The sequence below is a fragment of the Quadrisphaera sp. DVD1 genome (assembly GCF_058932755.1).
The window spans coordinates 31,615-48,561 of record NZ_JBZYWI010000001.1 but is presented as its reverse complement, the minus strand read 5'-3'; the positions used below and the strand labels follow the sequence as shown (position 1 = coordinate 48,561).

15 protein-coding genes are annotated in these 16,947 nt (G+C 76.8%); 5 read left to right on the top strand and 10 right to left on the bottom strand.

Translation table 11 applies throughout. The annotated features are described in order from the left end of the window. The first annotated feature begins 75 nt into the window (after positions 1–75). Both AC5FZL_RS00235 and AC5FZL_RS00230 read left to right on the top strand, forming a co-directional pair. Positions 76–948, top strand: coding sequence for a purine-nucleoside phosphorylase (locus tag AC5FZL_RS00235; protein ID WP_493616544.1), 873 nt, complete (start codon positions 76–78; stop codon positions 946–948). Further along, positions 945–2,684: a phospho-sugar mutase gene (locus AC5FZL_RS00230; protein ID WP_493616543.1), complete on the top strand. Its 1,740-nt coding sequence runs from the start codon at positions 945–947 to the stop codon at positions 2,682–2,684. Before AC5FZL_RS00235 ends, AC5FZL_RS00230 begins: the two co-directional genes overlap by 4 nt. Positions 2,685–2,698: 14 nt before the next feature. Here AC5FZL_RS00230 and AC5FZL_RS00225 read toward each other — a convergent pair whose 3' ends face one another. Next, positions 2,699–3,457: an HpcH/HpaI aldolase family protein gene (locus AC5FZL_RS00225; RefSeq protein WP_493616542.1), complete on the bottom strand. Its 759-nt coding sequence runs from the start codon at positions 3,455–3,457 to the stop codon at positions 2,699–2,701. Between the two features lie 20 nt (positions 3,458–3,477). After that, entirely contained in the window at positions 3,478–4,200 is a 723-nt protein-coding gene (locus tag AC5FZL_RS00220; protein ID WP_493616541.1) for a hypothetical protein, read from the bottom strand. A gap of 111 nt (positions 4,201–4,311) precedes the next feature. Here AC5FZL_RS00220 and AC5FZL_RS00215 point away from each other — a divergent pair, with 111 nt between their 5' ends. Then, the gene (locus AC5FZL_RS00215) at positions 4,312–6,087 is read left to right on the top strand and encodes a SpoIIE family protein phosphatase (protein ID WP_493616540.1); all 1,776 of its coding nucleotides are present in this window, start codon (positions 4,312–4,314) and stop codon (positions 6,085–6,087) included. 3 nt (positions 6,088–6,090) lie between these two features. On the opposite strand, the gene deoC is transcribed toward AC5FZL_RS00215, so the two are convergent. Then, positions 6,091–6,798, bottom strand: a complete 708-nt coding sequence (gene deoC / locus AC5FZL_RS00210) for a deoxyribose-phosphate aldolase (protein ID WP_493616539.1) — start codon at positions 6,796–6,798, stop codon at positions 6,091–6,093. Positions 6,799–6,848: 50 nt separating this feature from the next. Here deoC and AC5FZL_RS00205 point away from each other — a divergent pair, with 50 nt between their 5' ends. After that, a complete protein-coding gene (locus tag AC5FZL_RS00205; RefSeq protein ID WP_493616538.1) occupies positions 6,849–7,499 on the top strand; it encodes a uridine kinase family protein in 651 nt (216 codons plus the stop codon). Then, positions 7,496–9,511: a M13 family metallopeptidase gene (locus tag AC5FZL_RS00200; protein ID WP_493616537.1), complete on the top strand. Its 2,016-nt coding sequence runs from the start codon at positions 7,496–7,498 to the stop codon at positions 9,509–9,511. Before AC5FZL_RS00205 ends, AC5FZL_RS00200 begins: the two co-directional genes overlap by 4 nt. Positions 9,512–9,593: 82 nt before the next feature. Here the strand turns inward: AC5FZL_RS00200 and AC5FZL_RS00195 are convergent, their stop codons facing one another. The 7 genes from AC5FZL_RS00195 to AC5FZL_RS00165 form a co-directional block, all read right to left on the bottom strand. Beyond that, positions 9,594–10,685: an adenosine deaminase gene (locus AC5FZL_RS00195; protein ID WP_493616536.1), complete on the bottom strand. Its 1,092-nt coding sequence runs from the start codon at positions 10,683–10,685 to the stop codon at positions 9,594–9,596. After that, entirely contained in the window at positions 10,682–10,885 is a 204-nt protein-coding gene (locus tag AC5FZL_RS00190) for an Rv3202a family protein (protein WP_493616535.1), read from the bottom strand. Before AC5FZL_RS00190 ends, AC5FZL_RS00195 begins: the two co-directional genes overlap by 4 nt. A gap of 10 nt (positions 10,886–10,895) precedes the next feature. Further along, positions 10,896–12,197, bottom strand: coding sequence for a thymidine phosphorylase (locus tag AC5FZL_RS00185; protein ID WP_493616534.1), 1,302 nt, complete (start codon positions 12,195–12,197; stop codon positions 10,896–10,898). 152 nt (positions 12,198–12,349) lie between these two features. Continuing rightward, positions 12,350–12,697 carry a cytidine deaminase gene (locus tag AC5FZL_RS00180; protein WP_493616564.1) on the bottom strand — a complete coding sequence of 116 codons (348 nt, stop codon included), beginning with the start codon at positions 12,695–12,697 and terminating at the stop codon, positions 12,350–12,352. 62 nt (positions 12,698–12,759) lie between these two features. After that, the gene (locus tag AC5FZL_RS00175; protein WP_493616533.1) at positions 12,760–14,064 is read right to left on the bottom strand and encodes an ABC transporter permease; all 1,305 of its coding nucleotides are present in this window, start codon (positions 14,062–14,064) and stop codon (positions 12,760–12,762) included. Continuing rightward, entirely contained in the window at positions 14,061–15,338 is a 1,278-nt protein-coding gene (locus AC5FZL_RS00170) for an ABC transporter permease (RefSeq protein WP_493616532.1), read from the bottom strand. Before AC5FZL_RS00170 ends, AC5FZL_RS00175 begins: the two co-directional genes overlap by 4 nt. Continuing rightward, positions 15,335–16,879 (bottom strand): ABC transporter ATP-binding protein, encoded by a 1,545-nt coding sequence (locus AC5FZL_RS00165; protein ID WP_493616531.1) that lies wholly within the window; start codon positions 16,877–16,879, stop codon positions 15,335–15,337. Before AC5FZL_RS00165 ends, AC5FZL_RS00170 begins: the two co-directional genes overlap by 4 nt. Positions 16,880–16,947 lie beyond the last annotated feature (68 nt).

The following is a 16,947-nucleotide window of genomic DNA, read 5'->3' as shown; positions in this document are numbered from 1 at the left end:
CAGCACCAGGACGGTAGCGGCGCGCGCGGCGATGGCGGCGCGGGCGCGTCGGCGCGTCGCGGTAGCGTCCGCGCCATGACCGCCCCCGTCGACCCCACCGACCTCACCGACCCGGCGACCGACCCCTTCGCCGTCGCGGCGCAGGCCGCCGCCGTGCTGGCCGAGCGCACCGGCGCCGCCTCCCACGACGTCGCGCTCGTGCTCGGCTCGGGCTGGCAGGCGACCGCCGACCTGGTCGGGCGCACCGTGGCCGAGGTGCCGGTGACCGACCTGCCGGGCTTCCCGCCGCCGGCGGCGCTGGGGCACGTCGGGGTGGTCCGCTCGGTCGAGGTCGAGGTGGACGGCGGCACGCGCCGCGCCCTCGTCTTCGCCTCCCGCACGCACCTGTACGAGGGCCGCGGCGTGCGGCCGGTCGTCCACGCGGTGCGCACCGCCGCCGCTGCCGGGTGCTCGAGCATCGTGCTGACCAACGGCTGCGGGGGCCTGGACCCGGCCTGGGGGCCGGGCACCCCGGTGCTCATCAGCGACCACATCAACCTCACCGCGACCTCCCCGCTGGAGGGCGCGACCTTCATCGACCTCACCGACCTGTACTCGCAGCGGCTGCGCGCGGTGGCCCGCGAGGTCGACCCGGGCCTGCCCGAGGGCGTCTACGTGCAGTTCCGGGGCCCGCACTACGAGACCCCCGCCGAGGTCGCCATGGCCGGGCGGATGGGCGGTCACCTCGTGGGCATGTCCACGACGCTCGAGGCCATCGCCGCGCGCCAGTCCGGGATGGAGGTGCTCGGCATCTCCCTCGTCACCAACCTCGCGGCCGGCGTCGGCGACCAGCCGCTGGACCACCAGGAGGTCCTGGACGCCGGGGCAGCGGCCGGCCCCCGGATCGGCGCGCTGCTGGCCGACGTCGTGCGCCGCGTCCTGGCCGCCGGGCCGGTGGGCGCCCGGTGACCTCCGCGCAGGAGGCCGCCGTCGACGGCGCGCTGCTCGAGCGCGCCCGCGCCTGGGCCGCCGAGGACCCCGACCCCGCGACCGCCGCGCAGCTGCGCGCGCTCGTCGAGCAGGCCCGCGACGGCGACCCCGCCGCCGCGGCCGACCTCGCCGACCGCTTCGCCGGCACCCTGGAGTTCGGCACCGCGGGGCTGCGCGGGGCCCTGGGCCCGGGGCCGAACCGGATGAACCGCTCCGTGGTCGTCCGCGCCGCTGCCGGCCTGGCGGCGCACCTGCTCGCCGGGCGCGCGGGCGACGCGGGGCCCGGCGCCGCGCCGTCGGTCGTCATCGGCTACGACGCCCGGCACGGCTCGGCGGCCTTCGCGCGCGACACGGCCGCCGTGATGACCGGCGCGGGGCTGCGCGCGCTGCTGCTGCCGCGCCCGCTGCCGACGCCGGTGCTCGCCTTCGCCGTCCGTCACCTGGGCACCGACGCCGGCGTCATGGTCACGGCCAGCCACAACCCCCCGCAGGACAACGGCTACAAGGTCTACCTCGGCCGCGCCGAGGGCGGCTCGCAGATCGTGCCGCCCGCGGACGCCGCGATCGCCGCGCGGATCGCCGCGGTCGGTGCCCTGGCGGGCGTCCCGCGCCCAGACGCCGGGTGGGAGGTCCTCGGCGAGGAGGTGCTCGAGGCCTACCTGGAGCAGGCCGCCGCCGCGGCGCCGCCCGCCCCCGCCGACGGCCGCCGCGCGGGGCTGCGCGTCGTGCTCACCCCGATGCACGGGGTCGGCGGCGCGGTCGTCGTCGAGGCACTGCGCCGCGCCGGCTCCACCGGCGTCACCGTGGTGCCCGAGCAGGCCGAGCCCGACCCCGACTTCCCGACCGTGGCCTTCCCCAACCCCGAGGAGCCCGGCGCGATCGACCTGGCGCTCGCGCTGGCCCGCGAGCGCGGCGCCGACCTCGTCATCGCCGTCGACCCGGACGCCGACCGGTGCGCCGTCGCGGTCGACGACCCGGCCGGCCCCTCGGGGCCCGGCTGGCGGATGCTCAGCGGCGACGAGCTCGGCGCCCTGCTGGGCGAGCGCGTCGCCACCGCCGAGGGCCGGCGCTCCGGCGGCGTCCTGGCGAACTCCCTCGTCTCCAGCCGGCTGCTCGGCCGGATCGCCGCCGCGCACGGGCTGGCGCACGCCGAGACCCTCACCGGCTTCAAGTGGATCTCGCGGGTGCCGGGGCTGGCGTTCGGCTACGAGGAGGCGATCGGCTACTGCGTGCGCCCCGAGGCGGTGCGCGACAAGGACGGCATCTCCGCCGCCGTGCTCGTGGCCGCGACGGCCGCCGACCTCGCCGCGCAGGGCCGCACCCTGCTCGACGTCCTCGACGACCTGGCCCGCGCCCACGGCGTGCACGCCACCGACCAGCTCTCGGTGCGGGTGAGCGACCTGTCGCTCATCGGGGCCGCGATGGCCCGCCTGCGCGCCGCCCCGCCCACCGCCCTGGGCGGTTCCGCCGTGGTCACCGCCGACGACCTCCGCGAGGGCGCCGGCGGCCTGCCGCCCACCGACGGCCTGCGCTACCTCACCGCCGACGGCGCCCGCGTCGTCGTGCGGCCCAGCGGCACCGAGCCCAAGCTCAAGTGCTACCTCGAGGTGGTGCACCCGGTGGACGCCGGCGCCGACCTGGGCGCCGTGCGGGCGCAGGCGCGCACCGCCCTGGCGGCGCTGCGCGCCGACGTCGGGGCGGCCCTCGGCCTCTGAGGCGCCCCCAGGGCTCAGCCGCGCAGCTCGGCGATCCGCGCGGCGGCGGCCTCGGCCAGCAGGGCGGCGTCGGTCGCCGCGACGACGGCCGAGAAGCCGTGCGCGGCGAACGCCCGCGCCCGGGCGGGCTCGGCGGCGAAGGCGGCCGAGCCCACCCCGGCGGCGCGGCAGGCGGCCACCACGCGGGGCAGAGGCGCGCCCGGCGAGGTGTCGGCCAGCAGCGCGTCCACGCTCGTGCCGAGGGTCAGGGACAGGTCGAACGGGCCGACGAGGACGGCGTCCACGCCGGGAGTCGCGGCGATCGCCTCCACCTGCTCCAGCGCGCGGGCGGTCTCGACCATGACCACGCAGGCGACCGCGGCGTCAGCGGCCTCCGGTCCGGGCGCCGACCGGCCGCGCAGCCCCGCCAGCGCCCCCCAGCTGCGGTGCCCGCGCGGGGCGTAGCGGCACGCGGCGGCCACCTCGGCGGCCTGCTCGGGCGACTCCACGAGCGGCACCACGACCCCGGCGGCCCCGGCGTCCAGCGCCCGGCCGATGAGCACCGCGTCCCCGGCGGCCACGCGCACGAGCACCGGCGGGTCCGGCGGGAGCGCGGCGAGCGCCTCGACCACCGCCCGGTCGTCGTAGAGGCCGTGCTGGGCGTCGAGGACGAGCCAGTCGCAGCCCGAGCGCGCCAGCAGCTCCGCGGCCGGCGCGTGCCCGAGCATCGACCACGCGCCCCAGCGGACCCCGCCGCCACCGCTCCCCGCCCCGAAGACCCCGCGCACGTCCACGGGGTCATGGAACCAGCCGGTCAGGCGCCGCGCAGGTCCGGCGCGGGGACGTTGACCACGTCCGCGTCGCCGGCCAGGGAGTCCCCGAGGGAGACCGGCCACGCCTCGAGGTCGGGGCGGGCGAGGACGGCGTCCACGAGCTCGGTGGTGCCCGCCACGAGCGTGGAGTCGAGGTCGACCTCGGTGGCGACGCACCAGGCGCGGTCGGCGGGCCAGAAGAGGTTCGGCGACTGCGGCACGAACAGGGTCGGCGACACCTGCTCCCCCAGCTCCAGGGCCGCGGTGAGCGGCCCGGTGGACAGCAGGTGGTCGCGGCCGGGCAGCCGCACCCGGGGACCGGGAGCGGCGCCGGACCCGGCCCAGCCGTCCCACCGGCAGAACCAGCACACCTGCGGGGTGGCGGTGTGCTCGGCCAGGACGCCGACCAGCGCGGCGAGGGCGTCCGGGTCGAGGTTGCCGGGGTCGGGCTCCTCGCCGTCCCAGCCGGGCCGGGTGCGGGCGCCGCGCACCACGGTCGAGACGGCGTGCCACTGCACCAGGGGGTGCACGCGGCGCCCGGTGGCCGCCGCCACGTCGGCCCAGCGCGCCGGCTCGCCGTCCTCGTCCGAGGCGGGGTGCAGCACGCGGGCCACCGCGGCGAAGCCCGAGGGCACCACGGAGCCCACGGTGCCCTCCCCCTGGAGGCGCGCGGCGACCCACTCCGCCTCGGCCACGTCGTCGCTGGGGACCGGTGCGGTAGCCACCGCGCCATGGTGCCGGACGCAGGCGCGCTCCGACGCGCGTTCCGGGCACCGGCCCCTACAGTGAGCACCGCTGAGCCAGGCAGTGCAGCCGCTCGAGTGATGAGGGTCGCCATGACGTCGTGGGGGTCGCCGGACTACGCCGCGCTCTTCGACGCCGTGCCCACGCCGTACCTGCTCCTCGACCCCGACCTCGTGGTCGTCGGCGCCAACCGCGCCCAGTGCGCCCGCCTGGCCCGCCCCCGCGAGGAGGTCGTGGGGCGCCCGTGCTTCGACCTCTTCCCCCTCGCCCCGGACGCCGAGACCGACGGCCCCGACCTGCGCGCCTGCCTGCAGCAGGTGCTGGAGACGGGGCAGCCGCTGACGATGGGCCCGCGGCGCTACCCCGTGACCGACGCCGAGGGCCGGCTCGAGCAGCGGTGGTGGAGCCCGATCGTCGTGCCCGTCCACGACGGCGAGGGCGCGGTGGCCTGGCTGCTGCTGCGCTTCGAGGACATCACCGACTACGTCCGCCAGCGCGGTGGGGGCGAGGCCCGGCCCGAGGGGGTCGACGAGTCGGAGGTGGACGTCTTCGCCCGCGCCCGCGAGCTGCAGCAGCACAACCGCCAGCTCTGGGACACCGGGCGCCGCGAGCGCCGGCAGGTGGAGCGGCTGGAGGGCCTGGCCCGCGCCGCCCTCCTCGTGGGCTCCACGCTGTCGCTGCACGAGGTCCTGGACCGGATCGTCGCCAGCGCGCGTGAGCTCGTCGGGGCGTCGTGGGCGGTCCTCAGCTACACCGGTGCCGGCGGCTACGGGCCGGCCCTGGTCGCGACGTCCCCCGCACCGGCCTTCCCGCCGCCACCGGAGGACCCGTGGACGCCCGGGGCGGCGCGGTCCCTGGCCACCGTGGCCGACGAGCTGGTCCGAGCGCGGCCGGTGGCGCGCCTGACCCCGGACGAGCTCGCGCGCCACCCCGCCCGGGCCGGCGTCCCCGGGGCGAGCGGCTGCCTGGCCGCGGCGGTGACCGGCCGCGAGGGCTCCGTCGTGGGCCTGCTGGCCCTCGCCGGCAAGCTCGACGGCGAGTTCGACGCCGCTGACGAGGCGCTGGCGCTGCAGCTGACCGCCCTCGCCTCGGTGGGGGCGGACAGCGCGGCGGTCCACCAGCGCGAGCACCACGTCGCCGAGACCCTGCAGCGCAGCCTGCTCACGCGCCCGCCGCAGCCGGACCACCTGGAGATCGCCGTCCGCTACGCCCCGGCCGCGCGGCACGACCAGGTCGGCGGCGACTGGTACGACGCCTTCATGCGCGCCGACGGGTCGACGGTGCTCGTCATCGGCGACGTGACCGGTCACGACATGGAGGCCGCGGCGGCCATGGGCCAGCTGCGCAACCTGCTGCGCGCCACCGCCTACGACCGCAACGGGCCGCCGTCGTCGGTGCTGCGCCGCGTGGACCGCCTCGTGGACGGCCTGGGCCTGGAGACGCTGGCGACCGTCCTGCTGGCCCGGGTCGAGCAGGGGCCGCGGGACCGGGCGCGCGGGCTGCGGCGGCTGCGCTGGTCGAACGCCGGGCACCTGCCACCGGTGCTGCGGCGCGCGGACGGCTCGGTCGAGGTGCTCGCCACCGAGCCCGAGCCGCTCCTGGGCCTGGTGCCGCCGGAGCCGAGGACCGACCACGTCGCGGTCCTGGCGCCGGGCGACACGCTGCTGCTCTACACCGACGGCCTGGTCGAGCGGCGCGAGGCCTCCCTCACCGACCGGATCGAGGCGCTGGCCGCGGCGGTGCAGCGCTGCGTGCCCGACCCGCTGGACCGGCTGTGCGACCACCTGCTCCAGGAGCTGCTCCCGGGGGGCGGCGAGGACGACGTCGCGCTGCTCGTCGTCCGCTGCGGCGCCGAGCCGCCGCTCTGAGCCTCAGGCCGGCAGGCCGGCCAGGACCGCAGCGCTGCCCGACAGCCCCAGGCGGGTGGCGCCGGCGGCGACCAGGGCGAGCGCGGCCTCCGTCGTGCGGATGCCGCCGCTGGCCTTGATGCCCAGGCGCCCGCCGACGGTGGCGGCCATGACCTCGACGGCGTGCACGCTGGCGCCGCCGGTGGGGTGGAAGCCGGTCGAGGTCTTGACGAAGTCCGCGCCCGCGGCCTCGGCGGCGCGGCAGACGGCGACCAGGGCGTCGTCCTCGAGCGCGGCCGACTCGACGATGACCTTGAGGACGCCGGGGGCCGGGACGGCAGCGCGCACCGCGGCGATGTCGGCCTGGACGGCCGCGTAGTCGCCCGCGCGGGCCGCGCCCACGTCGATGACCATGTCGACCTCGTCGGCGCCGTCGGCGACCGCCCGGGCGGCCTCGGCGGCCTTGACCTCGCTGGCGTGCTTGCCGGAGGGGAACCCGGCGACCGTCGCGACCACGAGGCCCTCGCGCGCGGCCGGGTCCAGCGGCAGGAACGACGGCGAGACGCACACCGCGAGCACGCCGAGCGCGCGGGCCTCGGCCAGCAGCGCCGCCACGTCGGCCGCCGTCGCCTCGGGCTTGAGCAGCGTGTGGTCGACCAGCGCGGCCAGCTCGCGGGCGGACGCGGGGGCGGAGGCGGACGGCGCGGGGGTGGACGGCGCGGGGGTGGTCATGGCGCCCATCCTCCCAGCCGCCCGCCGGGGCCCGGCCAGCGGACGGGAGGATGGGCGCCGTGCCGACCGCTCCCCTCCACGACGCCGCCGACCGCCCCGCCCGCGTCGTGCTGCTGTGCGGCCCCAGCGGGTCGGGCAAGACCTCCCTCGTGCGCCGCCTGGGCCTGCCCTCCCTCGCCCTGGACGACTTCTACCGCGACGGCGACGACACCAGCGACCCCCCGATGCCGCACCGCTTCGGCATCGTCGACTGGGACGACGTCGCGAGCTGGGACGCCGGCCGCGCCCTGGAGTGCCTGCGGGAGCTGTGCGCGCACGGGGCGGCCGACGTGCCGGTCTACGACATCCCCACCTCGAGGCGCACCGGCACCGCGCGCCTGGACCTGTCCGGCAGCCCCGTGGTGCTCGCCGAGGGGATCTTCGCCGCCCACCTCGTGCGCGCCTGCGAGGACGCCGGCCTGCTGGCCGACGCGGTCTGCCTGCGCCTGAGCCCGTGGACGACGTTCTGGCGCCGCCTGCTGCGCGACCTGTCCGAGATGCGCAAGCCGCCGTGGGTGCTCCTGCGCCGCGGGTGGGCGCTGCGGCGCGCCGAGCCCGCGCTGGTGGGCCGCTGGACGGCGCTCGGCTGCCGGCCGCTGTCCCCCGGCGCGACCGAGGCCGCCGTCCGCGCCCTCGTCCCCGCCGGAGAGGATGGGGCATGACCACGACGGACCCCACGCAGCAGCCGACGGTGCGCTCGGGCCTCGACCTCGCGCACGTCGACGCCGCCACCCGCCCCCAGGACGACCTGTTCGCGCACGTCAACGGCGCCTGGCTGCGCGACCACGTCATCCCGCCGGACCGCTCCCAGGACGGCGCCTTCCGCGCCCTGCGCGACGCCGCCGAGGCCGACGTCCGGGCGATCGTCGAGGAGGCCGCGGCCGCGCCCCGCGTCGAGGGCAGCACCGCCGCGAAGATCGGGGACCTGTACGGCGCGTTCATGGACGCCGAGCGGGTCGAGGCCGCGGGCACCGGGCCCCTGCAGCCCCTGCTCGCCGAGGTCGCCGCCGCGCCCGACCGCGCCGCGCTCGCGGCCCTGCTGGGCCGCGGCCTGCGCGAGGGGCTGGTGTCGCTCGTGGGCGCGTTCGTCGCCACCGACGCCAAGGACTCCACCCGCTACCTCGTGCACCTGTCCCAGTCCGGGCTCGGCCTGCCGGACGAGTCCTACTACCGCGAGGACTCCTACGCGGCGATCCGCGAGGCCTACCTCGCCCACCTGGCCCGGATGGCGGCCCTCGTCGGCCTGGTGCCCGAGGGCGACGAGGCGGCGGGCGCGGCGCTCGCGGCGTCCGTGATGGACCTGGAGACCGCCCTGGCGAGCGCCCACTGGGACCGGGTGACCAACCGCGACGCCGACCGGACGTACACGCTCATGACGCTGGAGGGGCTGCGCGAGCACGCCCCGGCCTTCGACTGGGACCCGTGGCTGGCCGGCCTGGGCGCCCCGGAGGGCTCCTTCGCCGAGGTGGTGGTGCGCCAGCCGGGCTTCGTCGCCGACGCCGCCCGGCTGTGGGCCGAGCGGCCGCTGCAGCAGTGGAAGGACTGGCTGGCGCTGCGGACGGCGTCCGCCTGCGCCAGCTACCTCTCCGCCGCCGTGGTGGAGCAGAGCTTCGACTTCTACGGCCGCACCCTGTCGGGCACCCAGGAGCTGCGGGAGCGGTGGAAGCGCGGCGTCTCGCTCGTCGAGGGCGCGCTCGGGGAGGCCGTGGGCGAGCTCTACGTCGAGCGCCACTTCCCCGCCGCGGCGAAGGAGGCGATGGTCACCCTCGTCGACAACCTCGTCGCCGCCTACCGCGAGTCGATCTCCGCGCTGGACTGGATGGGCCCGGAGACCCGCGAGCGCGCGCTGGCCAAGCTCGCGAGCTTCACGCCGAAGATCGGCTACCCGGACCGGTGGAAGGACTACAGCGACCTCCAGGTCGACCGCGACGACCTGCTCGGCACCGTGCGCCGCGCCGGGGCGTGGGAGAGCGACCGGGACCTCGCCAAGGTCGGCCAGCCCGTCGACCGCGACGAGTGGTTCATGACGCCGCAGACGATCAACGCCTACTACAACCCGCGGATGAACGAGATCGTCTTCCCCGCGGCGATCCTGCAGCCGCCCTTCTTCGACCCCGAGGCCGACGACGCCGCGAACTACGGCGGGATCGGCGCCGTGATCGGCCACGAGATCGGCCACGGGTTCGACGACCAGGGCTCGAAGTACGACGGCGAGGGCAACCTCGTGGACTGGTGGACCGAGGCCGACCGCGCCGAGTTCGACCGCCGCGCGCAGGCGCTCATCGCCCAGTACGACGCCCTGTCCCCCGCCGGGCTGCCCGACCACCACGTCAACGGCGCCCTGACCGTGGGCGAGAACATCGGCGACCTCGGCGGCCTGACCATCGCGCTCAAGGCCTACCGCCTCGCGCTGGCCGCCGCGGGCGTCGACGAGCCGCCGGTGCTCGACGGCCTGACCGGCGAGCAGCGGGTGTTCTTCGGCTGGGCGCAGGTGTGGCGGGCGGCCACCCGCGAGGAGGAGGCGCTGCGCCGCCTCGCCGTCGACCCGCACTCCCCGCCGGACCTGCGCTGCAACGCCGTGGTGAGCAACCTCGACGCCTTCCACGAGGCCTTCGACGTGCGGGAGGGCGACGGGCTGTTCCGCCCCGAGGCCGAGCGGGTCCGCATCTGGTGACCCCCACCCCCTCGTGACCAGGGGATCCCGCCACCCCGGCCGGGGTGGCGGGATCCCCTGATCACCGAGCGAGGCGCCGGGGTCAGGCCCCCGGAGCGCGCCAGCCGGGCAGGACGACGTCGCGCTGCAGCTGCTGGCGCAGGTCCTCGGGCATGAACGCGGCGTCCAGGGCGTCGAGGGTGACCTGGCGGAAGTCGTCCCAGCCCCAGCCGGCCTCGGTGGCCAGGAGCACCATCTCGTCGGTCAGCGTCGTGCCCGTCCACAGCCGGTCGTCGCTGGAGAGGGTGATGGTGAACCCGAGGTCGCGCAGCGCGGTGACCTGGTGCCCGGCGATCGAGGGCGAGGCGCCGGTCTGGGTGTTCGAGCGCGGGCACACCTCCAGCGGCACCTGGCGGTCGCGCACGTAGGCGGCCACCCGGCCCAGCGCGTTGGTCACGCCGTCCCCGGCGCGCACGTCCTCGAGCACCCGCACCCCGTGGCCGATGCGCTGCGCGCCCTGCGCCAGGGCCTGCGCCACCGACTCCGGGCCGACCGCCTCACCGGCGTGGATGGTGAACGGGAGCAGCTGCTCGCGCAGCAGCGCGAAGGCCTCGGCGTGGGCGGTGGCCGGGAACCCGATCTCCGGGCCGGCGATGTCGAACCCGACCACCCCGGCGTCCCGGCGCGAGAGCGCGAGGCGCGCCGCCTCCAGCGACCGGTCGCTCTGGCGCATGGCGCAGACGATGGCGCCGGTGCGGATGGGCGTGCCCGCCGCGGCGGCCTCGGCCTCGCCGGCGCGCAGCCCGGCCAGGACGGCGTCGATGACCTCCTCCATCGAGAGCCCGCCCGCGGTGCTCAGCTCGGGCGCGAAGCGGCTCTCGGCCCAGACGACGCCGTCGGCGGCCATGTCGAGCACGAACTCGCGCGCCACCCGCTCCAGGCCGTGCGCGGTCTGGAGCACCGCGCCGGTGTGGGAGAACGGCTCGAGGAACGCCTCGAGGGAGCCGGAGTCGGCCGCCGTCTGCACCCACGCGGCCAGCTCGGCCGGGTCGGTCGTCGGCAGCTCGTGGCCGGCCTCGGCCGCCAGCTCGACGAGGGTGGCCGGTCGCAGGCCGCCGTCGAGGTGGTCGTGCAGGACGACCTTGGGCGCAGCGGCCAGCGCCTCGCGCGCGGGAGCGGTCGTCGGGGTGCTCACGCGCGGTCCTCCTCGGCGTCCTGGGGACGGGGGTGCTCGTCGTCACCGTCGTCGGGCAGGGCGTGGCCCTGCTCCAGGACGTCGGCCGGCTCGGCCTCCAGCGGCAGGGCCGTGCCGCTCTGCGTCGGGTCGGCCTCGTCACCGCCGACGGGCTGCAGCTGCTCCACCACGTCGGCCTCGTTCGCGTCTGCCTCGCTCATGGCGCCAACCCTAGGAGGCGATGCGCTCGAGCACGACGCCGCCGGACGCCGGGGCGGCGTCGGCGCTGACGTCGCAGCCGCCCTCGAGCGCGGCCAGGGCCCGCTCGAACCGCTCGGGGGTGTCGGTGTGCAGCGTCAGCAGGGGCTGCCCGGCGCGGACGGCGTCCCCGGGCCTGGCGTGCAGCACGACGCCGGCCCCGGCCTGGACGGCCTCGCCCTGGCGCGCGCGGCCGGCTCCCAGGCGCCAGGCCGCCACGCCCACGGCCATCGCGTCGAGGCGGGCGAGGGTGCCGTCGGCGGGGGCGAGGACGGTGTGGGTGTGCGCGGCCACGGGCAGGGCGGCGTCCGGGTCGCCGCCCTGGGCGCTGACCATGCGCCGCCACACGTCCATGGCGCTGCCGTCGCGCAGCTTCTCCGCCGGGTCGACGTCGCCCCGCCCGGCCGCGGCGAGCATCTCGCGGGCCAGGGCCAGGGTCAGCTCGACGACGTCCGCGGGGCCGCCGCCGGCGAGGACCTCGACCGACTCGGCGACCTCCAGGGCGTTGCCGGCCGTGAGCCCGAGCGGGGTGGACATGTCGGTGAGCAGGGCCACGGTGCGCACGCCGGCGTCGGTGCCGAGGTCGACCATCGTGCGGGCCAGCTCGCGGGCGTCCTCGCGGGTCTTCATGAAGGCGCCGGTGCCGACCTTGACGTCGAGGACGAGCGAGCCGGTGCCCTCGGCGATCTTCTTGCTCATGATCGAGCTGGCGATGAGCGGGATGGCCTCGACCGTGCCGGTGACGTCGCGCAGGGCGTAGAGCTTCTTGTCCGCCGGGGCCAGGCCGGGCCCGGCGGCGCAGATGACGGCGCCGACGTCCTCGAGCTGGGCGAGCACCTCGGCGGTGCTCAGGCTCGCCCGCCAGCCGGGGATGGACTCCAGCTTGTCCAGGGTGCCGCCGGTGTGGCCCAGGCCCCGCCCGGACAGCTGCGGGACCGCGACGCCGCAGGCGGCCACGAGCGGCGCCAGCGGCAGGGTGATCTTGTCGCCGACCCCGCCGGTGGAGTGCTTGTCGGCGGTGGGGCGGGACAGGGAGGAGAAGTCCAGCCGCTCCCCCGAGGCGATCATCGCCGCCGTCCACCGGGAGATCTCGCGCCGTCCCATGCCGTTGAGGAGGATCGCCATCGCCAGCGCCGACATCTGCTCGTCGGCCACCGCGCCCCGCGTGTAGGCGTCCACGACCCAGTCGATCTGGCTGTCGGAGAGCTCCCCGCGGTCGCGCTTGGTGGCGATCACCTCGACGGCGTCGTGCGGGGCGGGGGCGGGGGGCGTCATGGCCCGCATCCTCCCAGGCCCTCTCCGCCCCGAGATCACCGCACTTCTCCGGAGGAGTGCGGACGGCGAGGCCTCACGAACCGCACTTCTGGCGAGAAGTGCGGTCGCACGGCGCTCTGGAACCGCACTCCTGCGGAGAAGTGCGGACGGGGTCAGTACTCGCGCAGGTCGTCGGGGCCGAACGCGTCGGGCAGCACCTGGTCCATCGTGCGCAGGCCGGAGACCGTCTCGAGCACGAGGTCGCGCCCGCCGTGCTCGAAGAGCAGCTGCCGGCAGCGGCCGCACGGCATGATCACGCCGCCGTCGCCGCCGACGCAGGTGAAGGCCACGAGCCTCCCGCCGCCGCCCGCCACGAGGGAGCTGACGAGCCCGCACTCCGCGCACAGGGTGACGCCGTACGCCGCGTTCTCGACGTTGCACCCGACGACCACGCGCCCGTCGTCGACCAGCGCCGCGGCGCCGACCGGGTAGTGGGAGTACGGCGCGTAGGCGCGGCGCATGGCCGCGCGGGCGTGCTCGCGCAGCGCCTCCCAGTCGACCTCAGCGGCCTCCACCGGTGCGCTCACCCCTTCCCGTACGGGACGCCGTCCGCGGCGGGAGCGCGCACCCGCCCGACCAGGCCGGCCACCGCCAGGACCGTGGCCAGGTACGGCAGCATCAGCAGCAGCTGGCCGGGGATCGGGAAGCCGCTGAGCGTGCCGAGGGTCTGCTGCAGGCTCGAGGCGAACCCGAAGAGCAGGGCGGCGCCCAGCGCCCCGAGCGGCTTCCACCGCCCGAAGATCATCGCCGCGATGGCGATGAACCCCTGGCCGGCGGTCATCTCCTCGCCGAACGCGCCGACCCGGCCGAGGGTGAAGAAGGCGCCCCCGAGGCCGGCGACCGCGCCGCCGAGCAGCACGCTGCGCCAGCGCACCGCCATCACCCGCACGCCGAGGGTGTCGGCGGCCTTGGGGTGCTCGCCCACGGCGCGCACCCGCAGGCCCCAGCGGGTGCGGAAGAGGGCCACGTTGACCACGACCACCAGCACGTACATGAGGTAGACGATCAGGGACTGGTCGAAGACCACCGGCCCGAGCACGGGGATGTCGGACAGCAGCGGCACGGCCAGCGGGCGCAGCACCGGCGGGGTGTTGAGGGCGTCGGCCTGGGGCACGAGCAGCTGGCCGTAGAGGAAGCTCGTGAAGCCGATGACGAGCACGTTGAGGACGACGCCGACGATCGTCTGGTCGACCTGGTAGCGCAGCGCGAACAGGCCCAGCAGGGCCCCGACCACGAGGCCGGCCACGGGCGCGGCCAGCAGCCCGACGTAGGCGCTGTCGGTGAGGCTGGCGAGCACCGCGGAGGCGAAGGCGCCCGCCAGCAGCTGCCCCTCGATCGCGATGTTGATGACGCCGGCCCGCTCGCAGAGGATGCCGGCCATCGCCCCGAAGACCAGCGGCACCGCGAGGAGCAGGGTGCCGCGCAGCAGGCCGGTGAAGGGGATGCTGCGCCCGGCCACGGCCCAGCACAGGAACGCGAGGATCCAGGCGACGCCGAACAGCGCCGTCGCCCAGGCGGGGGTGCGCCGCCCGGCGCGGACCAGCAGCGCCGACCACGCCGCCACCGCCAGGCACAGCAGCGAGAGCACGAGGGCCGCGGTCCGGCTGGGCACGGTCACCGGCGACAGCTCGACGGCCTCGGAGCCGAGCGCGAGCACGAAGGTGGCCCGCAGCCCGCCGGCGGGCAGCACGGCGAAGCAGACCAGCGCCACCAGGGCCAGGACGCCGAGCACGACCGGCTGCTTCCACCGCCCCCGGCCGGGCAGGCCCGTGGCCACCGGGACCGCCGGTCCGGGGGTGGCCGGGGCCGGTGTCGTGACGGTGCTCATCGGGCTCCTCCGGCCGGGGCGGCCTGGCGCGCGCCGGCACGGCGCGGCAGGCGCGGCCGCAGCGCGCGCACCAGGGCCGGCGCTGCGACGAACAGGACGATCAGGGACTGCAGCACCACCACGAGGTCGAGGGAGGTGCCCGTGCGCGCCTGCATGGTCAGGCCGCCGGCGCGCAGCGCGCCGAACAGCACGCCCGCGGCCACGGTGCCCCAGGGGCTGGAGCGGCCCAGCAGCGCCACGGTGATGGCGTCGAACCCGAGGCCGCTGGAGACGCCTCCGGCGAGGAACCGCTCGGTGCCCAGCACCTGCGAGACCCCGGCCAGCCCGGCCAGGCCGCCGCAGACGAGCATCACGCCGGTGTAGGAGCGCTCCACCGAGATGCCCGCCGTGCGCGCCGCGCCGGCGTTCTGCCCCACGGCGCGGAAGCGGAAGCCGACCGTGCTGCGGGTCAGCAGCCACCACACCAGGGCGGCGGCCGCCACGGACAGCAGGATCCCGGCGTGCAGGCGGTAGCCGCCGCCGAACAGCCGGGGCAGCAGCGCGGAGTCGGGGATCAGCGGGCTGATCGGGTCGTTGCGGCCGGGGCGCTGGAAGGCCGCCGTGGTCAGCAGGTAGGCCACGAGGAACCGGGCCACGTAGTTGAGCATGATCGCGACGATCACCTCGTGGGCCCCGGTGGTCGCCTTGAGCAGGCCCACCACGCCGCCCCACAGGGCCCCGCCCAGGACGCCGGCCGCCACCGCCACGACGAGGTGCAGGCCGACCGGCAGGTCCCAGGAGAAGCCGACGTAGGCGGCGAAGATGGCGGCCAGGATGATCTGGCCCTCGACGCCGATGTTGAACAGGCCGGTGCGGAACGCCAGGGCCACCGCGAGGCCGCCGGCGATGAGCGGCGTCGCCCAGACCAGGGTCTCGGTGATCGGCCGCAGCGCCCCGCTGACGCTGTCCGCGCCGAGGTCGACGACCGAGCCGGCGAACAGCGCCGCGTACGCCTCGCTCACGGCCGTCCAGGCCGCCGAGAGGGTGTCCTGCGGGCGGGAGAAGAAGTACCGCGACGCGTCCTGCACGTCCGGGGCGGAGACGACGATGAGGACCGCGCCGACCACGAGGGCCAGGACGACGGCCGCCAGGGTGCTCAGGCCGCTGCTCACGCGCTGGGGGCTGAACCAGCCGCCCCGCTCGCCGTCGCCCGGCCGCAGGACCGGGCCGGCGGAGCTGGCCGGCCGCCCGGGGTCGACCGCGGCGGTGGGGGTCTGGTCGGGTCCGGTGCTCATGCGCCCTCCTGCCCGTGCGGGCCCGAGGCGCGGACGGCCTCGTCGTGCGGGACGCCGGCCATCATCAGGCCGAGGACGTCGCGCGGGGTGTCGCCGGGCACCACGCCGACGACCCGGCCGCGGTACATCACCGCGATCCGGTCGGCCAGCGCGACGACCTCGTCCAGCTCGGTCGAGGAGATCACCACCGGCGTGCCGTGGTCGCGCTCGGCGACGATCCGGCGGTGGACGAACTCGATCGAGCCGACGTCGAGGCCGCGGGTGGGCTGCGAGGCGATGAACAGCTGCAGCGGCCGGGCCAGCTCGCGCGCCAGCACGACCTTCTGCTGGTTGCCGCCGGACAGCGAGCCGGCCGGGGTGTCGACGCTGGGGGTGCGGACGTCGAACTCGCGCACCTTCTCGCGGGCGAACTCGCGCACCACGCCGGTGCGCAGCGCCAGCCCGCGCGAGTAGGGGGCGCTGCCGTGCAGGTCGAGCACCATGTTCTCGGCGACCGAGAAGGTGGCCACGAGCCCGTCGGAGGTGCGGTCCTCGGGCACGAAGCCGACGCCGGCGTCGAGCACCTGGCGCGGGCTGCGGCCGAGCAGCTCGGTGCCGCCGAGGCGCACCGAGCCGGTGGCGCGCGGCTGCAGGCCCAGCAGGGCCTCGGTGAGCTCGCTCTGCCCGTTGCCCTGGACGCCGGCCAGCGCCAGCACCTCCCCGCGGCGGACCTCGAGGTCCACGCCGTCGACCACGCGGTGGCCGCGCTCGTCGACCACGACGAGGTCGCGCACCACCAGGGCGTCCTCGCCCGCCTCGGCGGGCGCCTTCGCGACGGTCAGCGACACCGCCCGCCCGACCATCATCGAGGCGAGCTCGGCCTCGGGCGCCTGCGGGTCGGCGACGCCGACCACGGCGCCGCGGCGGATCACGGTGATCCGGTCGGCCACGGCGCGCACCTCGCGCAGCTTGTGGGTGATGAAGACGATCGAGGTCCCGCCGGCCTTGAGCTGGCGCATGATCTCGATCAGCTCGTCGGTCTCCTGCGGGGTGAGCACGGCGGTGGGCTCGTCGAGGATGAGCACCCGGGCGTCGCGCACGAGCGCCTTGATGATCTCCACACGCTGCTGGACGCCGACCGGCAGGTCCTCCACGAGCGCGTCGGGGTCGACGTCGAAGCCGTAGCGGTCGGAGACCTCGCGCACCTGGCGGCGGGCCGCGGCGACGTCCAGCAGCCCGCCCCGGCCGACCGGCTCGGCGCCGAGCATGACGTTCTCGGCCACGGTGAAGACCGGGACGAGCATGAAGTGCTGGTGGACCATCCCGATCCCCGCGGCGAGCGCGTCGCCGGGCCCGGAGAAGCTCACCGGCGCCCCGTCGAGCAGGATCTCGCCGGCGTCGGGCTGCAGCAGCCCGTACAGGACGTTCATCAGGGTGGACTTGCCGGCCCCGTTCTCCCCGAGCAGGCAGTGGATCTCCCCGGGGGCGACCGTCAGGTCGATCGCGTCGTTGGCCACCAGCGCCCCGAAGCGCTTGGTGACCCCGCGCAGCTCGAGCTGCACGCCGCCTCCTCGTGAACCGTCGTCGTCAGTGTCCGCTCGTGCGCGAGCGCCCTCCCGGCGGACGGTAC